The organism is Pseudobacteriovorax antillogorgiicola (assembly GCF_900177345.1).
Taxonomy (GTDB): Bacteria; Bdellovibrionota_B; Oligoflexia; order Oligoflexales; family Oligoflexaceae; genus Pseudobacteriovorax; species Pseudobacteriovorax antillogorgiicola.
On the sequence record NZ_FWZT01000011.1, the window covers coordinates 67066 to 80789 of the forward strand.

13 protein-coding genes are annotated in these 13724 nt (G+C 45.1%); 7 read left to right on the forward strand and 6 right to left on the reverse strand.

Annotated elements, in window-relative coordinates; all coding sequences use genetic code 11:
* Positions 1-89 precede the first annotated feature (89 nt).
* Genes B9N89_RS15340 through B9N89_RS15355 form a run of 4 tightly spaced genes read left to right on the forward strand, consistent with a single transcriptional unit; the run spans position 90 to position 3176 of the window.
* Positions 90-593: a hypothetical protein gene (locus B9N89_RS15340; RefSeq protein ID WP_132320181.1), complete on the forward strand. Its 504-nt coding sequence runs from the start codon at positions 90-92 to the stop codon at positions 591-593.
* Positions 590-1246 carry an ABC transporter ATP-binding protein gene (locus tag B9N89_RS15345; protein ID WP_132320179.1) on the forward strand — a complete coding sequence of 219 codons (657 nt, stop codon included), beginning with the start codon at positions 590-592 and terminating at the stop codon, positions 1244-1246. Before B9N89_RS15340 ends, B9N89_RS15345 begins: the two co-directional genes overlap by 4 nt.
* Entirely contained in the window at positions 1237-2268 is a 1032-nt protein-coding gene (locus B9N89_RS15350) for an ABC transporter permease (protein ID WP_132320177.1), read from the forward strand. Before B9N89_RS15345 ends, B9N89_RS15350 begins: the two co-directional genes overlap by 10 nt.
* Positions 2265-3176, forward strand: a complete 912-nt coding sequence (locus B9N89_RS15355; RefSeq protein WP_159455397.1) for a metal ABC transporter substrate-binding protein — start codon at positions 2265-2267, stop codon at positions 3174-3176. Before B9N89_RS15350 ends, B9N89_RS15355 begins: the two co-directional genes overlap by 4 nt.
* A 56-nt stretch (positions 3177-3232) precedes the next feature.
* On the opposite strand, the gene B9N89_RS15360 is transcribed toward B9N89_RS15355, so the two are convergent.
* Positions 3233-3865, reverse strand: a complete 633-nt coding sequence (locus B9N89_RS15360) for an START domain-containing protein (RefSeq protein WP_159455398.1) — start codon at positions 3863-3865, stop codon at positions 3233-3235.
* 189 nt (positions 3866-4054) lie between these two features.
* Here B9N89_RS15360 and B9N89_RS15365 point away from each other — a divergent pair, with 189 nt between their 5' ends.
* A complete protein-coding gene (locus tag B9N89_RS15365; protein WP_132320171.1) occupies positions 4055-4456 on the forward strand; it encodes a response regulator in 402 nt (133 codons plus the stop codon).
* 148 nt (positions 4457-4604) lie between these two features.
* Here the strand turns inward: B9N89_RS15365 and B9N89_RS15370 are convergent, their stop codons facing one another.
* Complete coding sequence (locus B9N89_RS15370; protein WP_132320169.1) at positions 4605-5819, reverse strand: glycosyltransferase family 4 protein; 1215 nt, start codon at positions 5817-5819, stop codon at positions 4605-4607.
* A 194-nt stretch (positions 5820-6013) separates the two neighbouring features.
* Between B9N89_RS15370 and B9N89_RS15375 the strand changes: the two genes are divergently transcribed.
* Positions 6014-6613 carry a class I SAM-dependent methyltransferase gene (locus B9N89_RS15375; RefSeq protein WP_159455399.1) on the forward strand — a complete coding sequence of 200 codons (600 nt, stop codon included), beginning with the start codon at positions 6014-6016 and terminating at the stop codon, positions 6611-6613.
* 4 nt (positions 6614-6617) lie between these two features.
* Here the strand turns inward: B9N89_RS15375 and B9N89_RS15380 are convergent, their stop codons facing one another.
* Positions 6618-7319, reverse strand: a complete 702-nt coding sequence (locus B9N89_RS15380) for an NAD-dependent deacylase (protein WP_132320165.1) — start codon at positions 7317-7319, stop codon at positions 6618-6620.
* Positions 7320-7450: 131 nt separating this feature from the next.
* Here B9N89_RS15380 and B9N89_RS15385 point away from each other — a divergent pair, with 131 nt between their 5' ends.
* Complete coding sequence (locus B9N89_RS15385; protein ID WP_132320163.1) at positions 7451-9406, forward strand: adenylate/guanylate cyclase domain-containing protein; 1956 nt, start codon at positions 7451-7453, stop codon at positions 9404-9406.
* Between the two features lies 1 nt (position 9407).
* Here B9N89_RS15385 and B9N89_RS15390 read toward each other — a convergent pair whose 3' ends face one another.
* From B9N89_RS15390 to B9N89_RS15400, 3 genes are all read right to left on the reverse strand, one after another.
* Positions 9408-10922 carry a Na/Pi symporter gene (locus tag B9N89_RS15390; RefSeq protein ID WP_132320161.1) on the reverse strand — a complete coding sequence of 505 codons (1515 nt, stop codon included), beginning with the start codon at positions 10920-10922 and terminating at the stop codon, positions 9408-9410.
* Positions 10919-12511: a hypothetical protein gene (locus B9N89_RS15395; protein ID WP_132320159.1), complete on the reverse strand. Its 1593-nt coding sequence runs from the start codon at positions 12509-12511 to the stop codon at positions 10919-10921. The genes B9N89_RS15390 and B9N89_RS15395 overlap by 4 nt, the downstream gene beginning before the upstream one ends.
* A gap of 189 nt (positions 12512-12700) precedes the next feature.
* A complete protein-coding gene (locus B9N89_RS15400; RefSeq protein WP_143478195.1) occupies positions 12701-13486 on the reverse strand; it encodes a hypothetical protein in 786 nt (261 codons plus the stop codon).
* Positions 13487-13724: the final 238 nt, after the last annotated feature.

Here is a 13724-nt window from a genome sequence, read left to right on the forward strand (position 1 = left end):
TCGTCTTTTAGACTGGATTCATTTGATGCTTACTCCCTTTGAGGTTAGGATAGCAAAACTCAATTTTGCTACGATCCAGGGAGTTTCCTATGAAATATCTCATCCCACTATCACTCCTCGTCGTTACATCACTAACCTTAGGGATAAGCAACTATCGAAGATCGGTATCATTCCAAGATCTCCACCATAGGCTGCTGAGCAGTTTAAATATTTCTAGCTCTGAAACTCTGTATCAAAATCTAGACAAAATTTTTCACGGCTTAGAGTTAGACCGCCATTTTAGAGCATTAACCCAGCAGATCCGCTATCGCAATCAAAACAGTTTAGAACTTTTCATCAAGCGAATTGAATACCATTCCGTTGCAATTCCCTTTCTGTCTCCCGATGAAATTAATGTGGAGTGGAGCATGGATGCTACTTTGGTTCACAACAAGCACGAATACGATCGTCATCTCTTTTTCTCGGTTAATTATCAGGTCGCAGAAACAGAACAGGGGCTCAGAATTATAGGCTCGGACTACCTGCCATGGAGTGACTTTTCCATACAAGAATGGGAACTTAACGAACCCATGCGTTTGGGGGTAGGGCCATGATTGAAATTCGCGACTTAAAAATTGATACGGGTCAAGGTCAGAGCATTCTTTCCATCGATTACCTGCGTATTACTACAAGACAGGTCGTTGGAATTATCGGTGCAAGTGGTTCCGGAAAAACAAGCTTGCTCAGGTGCTTAGCTGGGCAAAAACCGCCTAAAAGCGGAGACGTTGTTATAGGGGGTCAAAGCATTTATGAACTTCCACTCAATATTCGAACAGAATACTGCCGAAGTCATATGGCTAAAGTAGGTAGTGAACCAAATCTACTGCAATATCTGAATATCGAAGATAATATCCTTGTTCCCAGACACTTCTCTCACAAAAAACCTCGCGTTAACCTTGCTCGCCATCTACTTCAGTACTTCTCTATGGACGGTCTGCAACGGAATTATCCTTCATCACTCTCGAAAGGTGAGCAGCAGCGGGTGGCGATCTGTCGATCTCTTTGCCTTGAGCGCCGCATAGTACTCGCTGATGAACCCATGTCTCACTTAGATCCTGACATGCGAGAAAAAACTCTTGAATCACTCATCAATATTTGCCGTGATCGCAGTACCAGCCTGATAATCTCCACTCACGACTATAGCGACCTTTCCATGTTGGATCATGTGTACCAGATCGAACTTAAGGAACTGAAACCATGTCGCTGATTTTTAAACGTTTCCGGTATTACTGGGCATTCTATAGTTTCTTCGTACTGAGCATCGCCATCGCCGGAGCCTTACCTTTGAGTGCGATCAGAATTTCAAGCTACTTCCATAAGCTCTTGGACCTCAGGCTTCAACAAGCTCAGCTCATGATAGCTCCCGAAGGCAGTTCTCTAGCATCCATTGCAACGAACCTACTGCTACTGGACAGGCCACCACAATCATTCGACTTCGCTCAAGTGGAAACGCTACTGGATAGATTACCTAAAGCAGTACCAGTTTATATTACACGTCTCGACAGAACTCTGATTATTGGGACAAACCAACGTTACTTTCAGCTATTCCAACTCTCTCCAGTACGGGGTAGGGTGTTTGATAAGCCAGGAGATATTGTCCTCGGCTCTGACCTTGCGTCATCGTTGAAGGCCAAAGTGGGCTCCAAAACTTCCCTTGGTCATCGGCAAGGTCTCCCCAGCCATAAGCTGAGGGTCGTTGGGCTCTTAAGCCCCTCTATGAGCCCCCTGGATCGAGTTTTGCTAACCGACTTGGAAACCGCTTATGAGCTTGAGGATAACTTCCAACGGCCATATACCCATCTGATTCACGCTGCAGACACTACTCCGAAGCCTTTGACGTCAATTTTGATTGGTGGTTTGAGTCAGAAAGAGCGATCTTTTCTGTGGGAGAAACTTCAAGATTTTGACGACATTCAAGTCATTCAGCCAGATCTTTTCATAGATGATTTTAATCGTGAGAATCAGGGGTTTATGAATCTGAGCAAATGGTTGATGTCCACGGTTTTAGGACTCGTCATTGTCAGCCTTGCTGTGATTGCCTATCTCGTCTACCGTCTTCGGCGCTACGAATTTATCAAAATGCGAGCAATTGGTTTTAGTAAGAAAGATGTAGGAATCTTTCTAGCTCAGGAGTTGCTTCTGCTGGCATTTCTTGCAGGTATTTGTTGCTTTTTGATAACATGGGGGGTGACATCCACCACCTTGCATCTCATGGGATTCACGTTATGAAAAAAGTGATTATTCTCTTAGTAGCTTGCTTGTGGTTCCACTCAACACCGAGCAGGGGTACTACCAAAACCGTTCAGATCATCGCTTCGAACGGCCCTCTTCTCTACATCGCTAAACGGATTGGAGGAACCTTTGTTCATGTAACTCCCCTTTCAAAATCTCATTCTAGAACTTGGGAGCCAGGATCAACCGCGACAAGCCGAATGGAAAAGGCCGATTTGATCCTACTAAACGGCGCAGACTTTGAGCCCTGGTATAGGAACTTAAACATTGATAAGGCGAAGTTGGTTAAAACCGCAGAAGTTTTTCGCAGTCAATGGCTGATCAGCGATATCCATGTTATTGATCGAACTCATGGGCAAAGCACCCAAAGTGGATATAATCCTTACGTTTGGCTTAGCCCTAGGTTTGCCAAGCTACAAGCCATTGCAATTGAAAGAGCTATTTTGAAAATAGTTTATGACCGTTCCATCGAGAGAGCCGCGGAAACCTTATATCTGGAACTCGATGAGTTGGATGCTCAATACCGACGTTTAGCTCAGTTTTCAAGTCGGTACAAAATCATGGCTGCTCAAACAACGTTTGCCTACATTAGCCAACATTACGATCTTGACTTCGTCAACCAGTATATCGATCCTTTGGTGCCATTAAATATCGATCACAAGGACTTGCTAGCTAAAATACTAAGTCCATACAAAGGCAGCCCGATCATTTGGGACAAAGCCCCTAATGAGGAGCTGCAAAAATTTCTAGAAGCAAAGCTCCAAATTTCTTCGTTTACTTTGGACTCAGGAGTTCAAAGTAAAGACTTAGTCCAGCTGCTTCGATCAAACCTATCTGAACTTTCCAAGGCCCTTGGAGTTCACCCTCAATATACTTTAAGCAAGCGCCCTGAAGAAACTCGTTAGTTGGGCTCTCATGAGCATGTATCATACAAAACCCTTTAAATAGAGGGTTTCTATACCTAGTTAAGGTTGCGTTCTCGAAGGATTTTGTGGGCCTGCCGTCGCAATGCGAACAAGAGATCGTAAGCATAGTCTCGCTGTACCATATTCACAACCCATGAAGGAATCCAGCCTCCTGGATCGGCGTGCATTTCCAACTCTACATATGTTTTGCCGTCTTTGGGGGTTAGAGTCCATCGGGAAAAATCAATATCCATCCGTACACCCACCGTCTCTGGTGCCTGTGGGTACTCCCTAGACTTGCCAACCACAGTTACAATCCCCGAGGACGGGTCCTTCTTAAAGTGAACATCGTAAACGGCATCGCGATCACGAATGAAGGGTGGGCTATCAAACGCCTGATAGAAAATCAGATGATTTGCTTTTCTTGGCTCCAAAATCTTGCCGGACAATAATAAATCAGTCCACTCCTTCCAGCGGGGAGCATCTTTGAAGACGTCAACGATCAAGTCTGGAGTTGTACTAATCGTGGCGGTGCCGCGAAACGCAACAAATTTAGACCCAGACAGCTTGGCTCTAAACACTTCGATCCCGTCCTTCTTGTATAGTTGCTCCCAGGGAATTGGTTGATCTCTGGCAACTAGCCAAGATCCCATGAGAAAAACAAGTGTCGCGAAGCCTAAATATCTCATGCCAAAAAATTCCTTTCTGTTTTGTAGGGTTAGCATACATAAGCTAAAACCGCCTGAGATAGTACAATATTTTGCTAGAAAAGCCTAAATCTAAGACAAGACCCTCACTAGACTTTTTCTTTCTATTTAAGTTTTTGCCAAATCTTGCCGATCAATAGGGTAGCACGTTATAAGTTTAGAGGGGATGCTATGAAAAAGGTGTTATTGGTCTATGACCAGCAAATTTCAGCCCAAAGCCATTGTCGAAGCCTTTACTACAAAGGAATCTACCCATTGGTCAGCAACGACGTCCAGGAAGCTTACGAGCTTGCTTGTTACAATCGTTTCGACCTTATCATTGTAGACTTTTTAGATGACCTTGACAAAATCCAAGAGACTCTAACAAAGCTTGCAAATGTGAAACGATCTGCGAAGATCATCGTCACAACATCTGCTCATTCATTGGATCTGAGTGAACACTTAAGAGCCTTAGGTGCCGACCAAGTTCTGCTTCAGTCGAGCCACCCCAGGGAGTTCTTAGATAGCCTCAGTTCAGATCTAGAGGTGTGCCCCCACACTACGTGGGTATCTGGCGAGTTCTGTTGGAATTAGTCGACGACTGAAACTGAGTCAGCCGAGAATGCCGTTTAGAGAAAGCACTCTCAGTACTCCCTACGTCCCACCGGGTCGTGGGGCTATCCTCCTTCACTCCAGCTTGCTGCTCGAACCATCCCCATCGCAAGCTGGCTCCTCCACAACCCTATCGCGGTTGTATAATCGTTTCTAATTCCTTGTAGAATCGGTCAGCAAGCGCTCGGTCAGAGTAGGCAGAACCCCGTTCGACTTGCGCCTGGCGAATCAAAGAAGCGTTACTTCGAATGCTAGAAAGCGCTCTCTGTATGCAAACACCCATGGCTTTGCTATCTCCTTCTGGAAAGCAGTAGGCATCATCGATTAGGTGAGGGATGTGACCCGAATCAGACCCAATCACAAGACAGCCACAGGCTTGAGCCTCGACAATGACTCGCCCAAACTGTTCCTTCCAATGAGATTTCGTACGGCTTGGAACCAGGAGGACATCAGCAAAGTTTAAAAGAGCCCCCATATCGCCATGCGCCAAGAATCCTAGATAGTGGACCCACTCGTGGTCCTGGTTAAACTTTTTAATAGCGCTCTGCACTTCAGCTTCTAGCTCGCCTTTTCCGATGAACAAGAAGTCAACCTGCCCCTGAAGCTCGCCCTGTAAATCCCGCAGACAGGCTAAGATATCAAGGACCCCCTTTTGCTCTACTAAGGCCCCCACGTAGGCGATTTTGATTGTATCTTGGCGAATCCTTGCAGGAATGGTGCTAGATAACTGTCGACAAGCCTCCCCTTTGCTTAACGGCTGAAATTTATCGCTATCAAACCAAAGTGGAAAATCGAATGTCTTACCTTTATAGCCTTGCGCACGAATCACGTCTTCCTGCTCAGGGCCTAATATCGCAACTGCGGAAGAGCGTTTGAACATGATCATTTGAATCCATTGCAGTGGCTTGGGGAAATCCTTCTTGATGTTCTGCAGGCTAAATAAAATTAGGTGAAACTTCTTCCCATATAACAATCTAGCCTTAAGCCAGACGACAAAGGCTGTAATCGAGTAAGGTTCTGCTAGGCAAAAAATCACCTTCGTGTGATCCCTGTTAAAGAAGTCTTGGAAAGCTCGATGCAGGCGACGAAACAGTACTGCTTGCGTGTGATAGACCTTCGACCTAAGGGAAAAGGATTTCACCCGAGGCTTGTTATCAAACGGCTCACAAGGAATGTTTTGAAAGCCCAGTTCGGTAAATGTCTCAGGCGCGACTAGGCCGAGTTCCAAACTAGGCTTCTGGGCAAGTTGGTAGAAAAAACTGCGATAGGTTTTCACAACTAGGCTCTGCCAAATCACCATTAATTGAATCTTAGAACTAGACCTTTGCGTATTAGAGGAATCCAACTTTTGAGTGCTCCTGTGGATCGTTTCCTGACCACGTTTTGATATCAGACTTACGCCAGAGGCGCAATCGAGGAGCACAGTGGGTTGATCAAGTCAGAAGAACATAGCGCTAACTTTAGGATTTGTCTAACATGCCAACTATGCTATACCCGCTCTCCAGACCCTATTTTGTCCTACGTCCCAGGAACCACTACATGAGACCATTTAAACCCTATATACCTGATAATACTCCACCTTTTCCAGATATTTCGGCAGATAACGCGATCGACATTGAAATCGGCTGTGGGGTAGGACTGCACCCCATCCTCTACTGCCAAGGGAACCCTAATCGCCAACTCATTGCGATCGAACACACTCGTGAGAAATTTGATAAGTTCGCCAGGCGGGCGGCACAGCACAAGCTCCCCAACCTGTATCCGATTCACGCCAACGCAATTTCTTTTATTGGCAAATATGGGCGCAAAGAAAGTGTTGATCGCTTTCTGCTCATGTATCCCAATCCAAACCCAAAGCCGTCGCAATTAAACAAGCGCTGGCATGGAATGCCCTTCATGGGCTTCCTTTGGAACTGTCTCAAACCGGGCGGTAGCATCACCATTGTCACCAATGAATCCTGGTATAAGGAAGAGGCTTTGGAGCACTTCGAGCGAGTTTGGAACTTTCCAGTGCCAAACGTGAAGGCAATCAGCCTTGACTCACACCCGGACTGGCGAAGCCGCACTCACTTTGAAGCCAAGTATCTCAAACGAGGGGAAACCTGTTACGACATCTGTCTTCACAAGCCTCTTGCCTAGTATTCTATAGCTGATCGGATTTTAGGACTTGGATAAACTCCTGGACTGCTGTCGAAGCCGGCCCCACAAAATGTCGATTGAAGCTATGGCTAATGGCAGTCGCATCTGTATTGATCTCTATTTTCGGGACTTTTGGTTCCAGTGCCCTCACAAAACCAGCGGCAGGATAAACCTGCCCGGAGGTACCAATAGAAACAAATAGGTCACACCGAGCTAAAATATCTTGAATTTGATCGAGATAGTAAGGAATCTCTCCAAACCAGACAATATCAGGCCGCAATGTTCCCGTTTTTTGGCAACAAGTGCACACTGTCTTCTCATCAAAATCTGTACTTATTTCCAGACTCCTCCCTGAACTCCGGCACTTAGCCTTCATGAGCTCACCATGCATATGCCAAACTCGGCTCGATCCAGCTCGCTCATGGAGGTTATCAACATTTTGGGTAATAATGGTTACTTGTGTATCAGCTTCCAAGTCGGCAAGTGCCACGTGAGCTGCGTTGGGCTCGATCGCTGGATCTAGCAGTTGTCTGCGTCGTTGATTGTAAAAATCATAGACAAGGCTTGGGTTGGCAGCAAAGCCTTCAGGGCTAGCAACTTCCTCAATGGGATGATTTTCCCAAAGGCCGTCGGCATCGCGGAATGTCTTGATACCAGACTCCGCCGAGATTCCCGCCCCCGTTAAAACTACTATATTATGATACATCGATTCCTCTCGGGTCTAAGTGATTCATTTTGAAATCAAAATCATCGTATTTTGCGCCTATACTCAAAATCAAGATCTTTTCTTAATCTTGGCAATGATTCCTGCAAAGCACAGGATATCTAAGGTTTTTCTTGATTTATCCGATTCGAAAAGAGACTTCACCGACTTTTGGAATGGCTATGGCTCCTGCGCTGCCCATTGTTGCAAAATTGCTCATGATCAGCATGGCACTTAGCGTCATGTCTTGCCGCATGAATACAAATCTCGCCCGCAAAGGCACTCTTGACCTCAGTCATGTTTCTCGGGATAAATTTCGATCCCTTCCACTTGTTGGGGAGTGGCAATTTCAAATTCGTAACGACCCGAACAACACTGTTTTTCTATCTTGGCCCAAGACTTGGCCCGAAAACTACGGCTACGGCAAGTACACCTTACGTGTCACCCTACCAGCCTTGCATGCTAACGAAACCGTTGGCCTCCACTTTCCTCTTCAAATCTCTGCAGTTCGATATGAAGTTAACGGGCGAATAGTGGCTGCCTTTGGCACGCCTGGCACAAGCGTCGAGACCGAAATCCCAGGTCGGAATGCCAAGTTTGTCTCGATACCATATTCCCCAAACCTAGAAATATCTGCCTATGTTTCGAGCTACCACCACGCCCGTGGAGGCACCATACGCCCCATCCTGATTGGGCACGAGCAAGCTCTCGCTGAAGATCGCTTTAGCTCCCAAACCATGGATGCACTTCTTACATTTACGCCTATAGGCTTTTTTCTTTTCTACTTAGGACGGTGGTTTCTCAGTCGAACACCTATTGATTTGAGTCTAACGGTCGCCTCCCTTGCTTTATCTGTTCGCAAGTCTTTCGTCGATGAACGCAGCTTGGAGAGAGTGTTAAACGTCAGCTATGATTTGGCGATGAGAATCGAATATGGCAGCGCCTTTCTTCATTACTACGCCACTGCTTGGTTTTGTATTGCATATCTTTCATGGAAATGTCGGCCGCTTATCTGGGCCACATTGTTTGCTACCATTCCCCTTTTTATCCCCCTACTCTTCAGCCCCAAGTTTTTCTCAAGCTTGCTCTACTTGAACCAAATCATGCTCTCTAGCATAGGAGTGATAACTCTGCCTTATCTAGCTCGCGCTGCAAAGTACAGAGAGAAGGGGGCAAGCTATATCTTGTTCGGCGTCGGTGTTCAAATCCTTGCCGGAGCTATTGATACTACCAGAGGGATATTCTTTCACCAATTTTCAGGCTATCTTACTCCTTATGCAAGCATCTTCTTCATTGGCATGCTCTCACTGGCATCGGGTCGCCTTGAGAAGCGAAGGATGGTCAAACTACGGGAGGAATCTGAACGTCTCATTCACAGCTACCAACAGCTTAGTAAGATTATATTTCCTCATCAAATCGAAATGATTCGCGGCGGCATGAATCTTGAGGAAACAATGCCAACCCAAAAACAAGAAGGTGTAGTGATTGCCTTTGATATTGTCGGATCATCACGGCTTCATCACCCCCGGTTAAAAGAGTTCTTAGAAGCGTCTATCCACGACTGTCTCGACATCTTATCCGAAAATTACGACAGTAAGGCCATGGCCTCCAACGGTTACCGCATTAAGGAGCTAGGTGATGGCTTTCTGTGTTCTATAGGTTACCCCCTCGCGAACCCCACCGAGGAATCTAACTCTGATCTAGCACTCAAATTGAGTTATAGATTTATTGAAAACTTAGAGGATCACGTTGTTCACTATGGGTTTAATGAACCTGTCTACTGTGGTGTCGGCATTGCTAAGGGCGAACTACAGGGATACTACCCTAAGACGGGAACTAAGGAGTATGACCTTTTTGGACGTGGTATTGTTCTTGCGACTCGCTACGAAGCCATGAGAAAAAAGATCTTCGCAAAAGCTACCGGCCACTCCATTATCCTTCAATCTGAAGTTTATCAATCACTTTCATCAAGCGAGCAAGAAAGTTTTAACAGCGTATGCCTGTCGGGAAATCTCAAGGTCCGAAACGATGATGGAGCACAAACACTCTACTATCGTCTCGTTCATACCTCCCTAAAAAAAATCGCATGAGCTAACCTTGGATCTGTTTGAGGAATCCTACGCTGCTGAAAACTCGTTTCTCTAGCTCTTGAAACCTTGGATCTGCTTCCTGCTGAACAACTGATTCATCACCATATTCTGATGATTGTAGTTGCTCATGAAGCCTTTCCAGTGCTGCATCGCACTCTTCTTGAAACTGATTCACAAGGATCAGCGATCGATCGTTGCTTAAATCTTCAAACTCGTCCATCTGCTTAGCAAACCTCGCTACGATCTCGTAGCAGATCTCGATTTCGGCTAGCAGGTTAAGCAGACGAATCGCCTGAGCATTGACAACCTTATCATATCTGTGAGCCTTGAGAAGGCGATTCAAGGTCATCTTCACAATATCCTGTCGACTCTTAAAAGTTTCATTCAAGCTTTCCCGCCAATCCCTTCGCCCATGACGGAGCTTCATTCTGAGATCTCGAATCACTTGAAGGTTGCGATAAAGCTCCTTCCGCAGCTCCTTAAACGCGTGTTCTGGCAGCTTGATCAATACTTTTTGTAACTCCGAAGATACGATCGGCGAGATACTTTCTTTTTGATGAGGAATGAGCTTTTCCAACAAGCGCACTAATAGAGGCAGAAATAGCCACCAAACTCCCGCATTAATCACATTGAATAAGGTATTGCTAGTCGAAACCAAGTCGGCGCCTCGACTTTCTAGTCCTGGCACCAACTGCGCCCCCAGGTGACTGATTGTCATAAAAGTTTTAAAAAACAGCACACACATACTCACCCCGATGACTTTTACGATCACATGGGCCAATGCAATTCGCTTACCATTCTGGGATGAAGATAGGGAAAGAAGAAGTGCAGTTGATGTGGTTCCAATATTGGCACCTAAGATCAAACTCACTGCGCTTGGACTTAACATACTACCATTATGCACCATATCCAGTGACGTCATCAAAATAGCACTTGAAGATTGCAGCATGACACTAAGCAATGCTCCTGAGCCAATCCCTAAAAGCACTCCACCGACTCCAAAACTACCTTCCTGATGCTGCAAATGGCTAAGCAGCATATCCTCGCCTAGAGCACCCAACGAGTTTTTTACCAGTGATAAGCCAAAAATTGTAATTCCAATGATAATACTGCTATCGGCTAGAACTCTTTTAGGGCTCAAACGCCAATAAAAGCTTGCCAAGGTTCCAAAGAAAACAAAGCAAGCACTCACTTGACCAAGACTGCCGAACAGTACTAAACCCTTTATCGTAGTGCCAATGGTGGCTCCCAGAGTCATCATGATACCGCGATTCAAACTAAGTAAGCCAGCCGTAACCAAACTCATAGCACAAATAATTGTGACGCTACTGGCTTGTACCAAAACCGTAAATCCGATTCCTAAAAGTAAAGCTCTAAAATTGCTGGGAGCTAGCTGCACCATGTAGCGACTCAAAGTCGCTCGGTTGCCACGCTCAATCAAGCTAGTGAAGTATCGTAGGCTGAAAAGCAGAATACCGAAACCAGCCGCTATATTCATAAAATGATGGATATTCATAAGTTACTCACTACCTCCCACCAGTCATGATCGACTTGGATTTCACCAAATGACACGACCTCTTCCAATCTGAGGATACCAGTTTTATTGATTACCGCACGGTAGTGCAGAATGTTCATATCTTCGTCAGTACTGACTCGAATAACCATATTAATGTGGTAGTTTCTTGGCACTCCAAGATCTACTGGCCCATCTTCTACGTCAAACACAGTAAGGTTTTTGAGAGGGTCGGCTAGATTCCTCAATAGATCATGAAGATTGAATCGAAATACTTCCTTGATTGAATGTGCATCAGGCCACGCCTCACAGATCAACTTTTGTTCGAGACAGATTTTCTTCTCATAGTGAATCACCGACTCAAGATGGTGAGACTCAATATCCCGCCTGCCCTTAAGTTTGCGGACAAATTTGATATCATCTGGAACTCGATCACTTTTGATGTATCTGAGACACTCCTCATAGAACCCTAAGCGATTGCCTCGTGAACGAAGATCTGGATGAGTCAAGTCAGATTTGTAATCAGGAAGGTGTTTTTTCAGCTTCTCATTGAAGTATTCCTTACTCAAGTCCTTAATTCGGTCCTTGAAAACGTAAATAAGAATACCTATGGCAACGACCATAAAAAATTCGAGTCCAATATCTTCCCCTAGAGACTCCCTATAGACTTTTAACTCCATAACTGTGGTCCAGCATGCTGCTAGAGCAGCACCAAAGGCTGCGACCATGTTACGGTATACGCTGCCTTGAGCACGCCGATTTGATTCAATATACAGTGGTCGCGACACATGTTTCTTTAGCAGACTATCCCGATAAGATAAGTATTCACGATCCGATGGTTCATCACCCCCTAGAAAAAAAACCTTATTCATCGACTTTCGATAATCAGCTTCAGACTTCAGAATCTCCAGCATGGAACGCGAAAGTTTCGATCGTTCTCCAGCCATTGATTTAAGAGTTTTAAACTCCTGAGATAAGCTATAGTGGATACGGTTTGAAATATATTCATCACAAAGCAAAACGATCTTTCTAAGATCCTTGGGTAACCAAAGCCTGGCTTGCCTCAGTGGATCCACTATGTGATCACGAAACCAGGTAACATCAGCTTGGAGACCCAGTAACTCATCGAGGAGCTGAGAATCATGATGATTCCCTAAGTTTTGCTGGATATCCTTAAGCATGCGATTCAAACCACTGGCAAAAAGTCTGACCTCTTTGCTATAGCGGCTCACTTCATCAGAACTCAGTGCTACTTGCTTAGCCACGCGCAGATAGTCTTTAAGATCTGATAAAATGTTGATATTGAGTCGCTTCAAGTCGGGTGATTTAAAGCGAAAGTAATTGGTGATACCGCGATAGAATTGAGATTTATCACAGACCTTGGAAAGTTCTCCCAAGGAATTTGGAACGTAGAAAAACAGCTCCGCCTTAATTTTTTTCTGCTCTGCCCCTGTTGAGTTTATAGGATAAAGTAGGTCAACTTCGATCTGAGTTTGATCGTGACGATAAGCTTTCACCGCTGCTTGTTGCTCACGGGATGGCGCCGGAGGCAGGGGTATGTCATGAGTATGAGCAAGGACCAAGGTCTTCATGCTGATTCCCTAATTTCTGCTATTTGCTTTGAAAAATGTAAATTGATGGTAAGCGAGAACCGCCCAAATGTAAAGATAACATAAATTTTATAAAGATATATTTAAATACTTAATGGGAGGTACGGGCTTCATCCTAGAATTCACCCATCAGTCGAAGATAAATTTACTGAATTTCGTTGAGCTACAAGCCTATTTGGCAACCTGCGAAAAAACGATCCCATTGAAGAAGAGGTCATCTATATCAATATCATCACCAGCCACAACATCTAGCGTATAGGAACCAGCTGGTAATTGGTCAAACTCTAAAACATAGTCGCGGGGACCGCGACGGCTAATCTCTAGAAACTGCATCCCCACGATACTATCGTCTAGATTCGATCGAAAGGCGATGAACGAATCGTTAGCCCTTGCAACTCCACATAGAGAGAAGATCTTTAATCGATAGTTCTGAGTCACTGAGATTTCGATGTCCCGACTGTAGCTGTTACCGACAGACATCGCATTTCTTGCGATATTAGTACTGCATCCTTGTTGTTGGTTGGTACCATCACCTACATGAATAGGATTGGCCTCAAGGAAAGTCTCATAGGTGTATTCGGTACGCCCTGTCGCCAAGACGAGCTTAAGTTTGAAGATATTGAGATCAGCCATGTCGATAGACCAACGATAGTTGCCTTCAGCTAACTCTTGAAAACTCAGCGGTATATCATCGCCATAGAAACTCACTTTGAAGTCTGTAGGAATCTCAATATTCTCTTCATCCTTGGTATCCAAGCGGCATTGCAAGGAACTTGTCACCTGACAGTTGAGGAATGCTCCCCCAACCATCACCGGCTCCACCGCAAGGGCACTTTCGCCTTCGGCTTTCGATTCATCCTCAGCGATAGCATTCTCTAGACTGTTATCGCTAGTTAAATCTTTGCTCACAACTTCAGCGTCTGCCTGCGACGAACTAATGGAAGAATCGCTGCTCATTGAAGACTCTTGTCCTGAGCAGCTTTCAAGAAAAATACCACTCAATGTAGCAAGGACAAGGTTTCGAAACATTCCCATGAATAGGCCTTAATTGATCGTTACTGATTCCTAATCATCCTATCGGTAAAGAAAAAAGGACAGGAGTGTAAAAGATATAGGATGCTATCATTATTGAGAAATTTGGCATCCAAATTGTCTCTCTTTGAAGTCAAGCAATCACAACTTTGTGACCCAAAGT

Bases quoted from the DNA above. Each gene is read 5' to 3' on its own strand.
- B9N89_RS15390 (WP_132320161.1), bottom strand. From the start codon at position 10,922: ATGAATATCCATCATTTTATGAATATAGCGGCTGGTTTCGGTATTCTG.
- B9N89_RS15345 (WP_132320179.1), top strand. From the start codon at position 590: ATGATTGAAATTCGCGACTTAAAAATTGATACGGGTCAAGGTCAGAGC.
- B9N89_RS15380 (WP_132320165.1), bottom strand. From the start codon at position 7,319: ATGTATCATAATATAGTAGTTTTAACGGGGGCGGGAATCTCGGCGGAG.
- B9N89_RS15355 (WP_159455397.1), top strand. From the start codon at position 2,265: ATGAAAAAAGTGATTATTCTCTTAGTAGCTTGCTTGTGGTTCCACTCA.
- B9N89_RS15395 (WP_132320159.1), bottom strand. From the start codon at position 12,511: ATGAAGACCTTGGTCCTTGCTCATACTCATGACATACCCCTGCCTCCG.
- B9N89_RS15350 (WP_132320177.1), top strand. From the start codon at position 1,237: ATGTCGCTGATTTTTAAACGTTTCCGGTATTACTGGGCATTCTATAGT.
- B9N89_RS15340 (WP_132320181.1), top strand. From the start codon at position 90: ATGAAATATCTCATCCCACTATCACTCCTCGTCGTTACATCACTAACC.
- B9N89_RS15365 (WP_132320171.1), top strand. From the start codon at position 4,055: ATGAAAAAGGTGTTATTGGTCTATGACCAGCAAATTTCAGCCCAAAGC.
- B9N89_RS15360 (WP_159455398.1), bottom strand. From the start codon at position 3,865: ATGAGATATTTAGGCTTCGCGACACTTGTTTTTCTCATGGGATCTTGG.
- B9N89_RS15375 (WP_159455399.1), top strand. From the start codon at position 6,014: ATGAGACCATTTAAACCCTATATACCTGATAATACTCCACCTTTTCCA.
- B9N89_RS15400 (WP_143478195.1), bottom strand. From the start codon at position 13,486: ATGAGCAGCGATTCTTCCATTAGTTCGTCGCAGGCAGACGCTGAAGTT.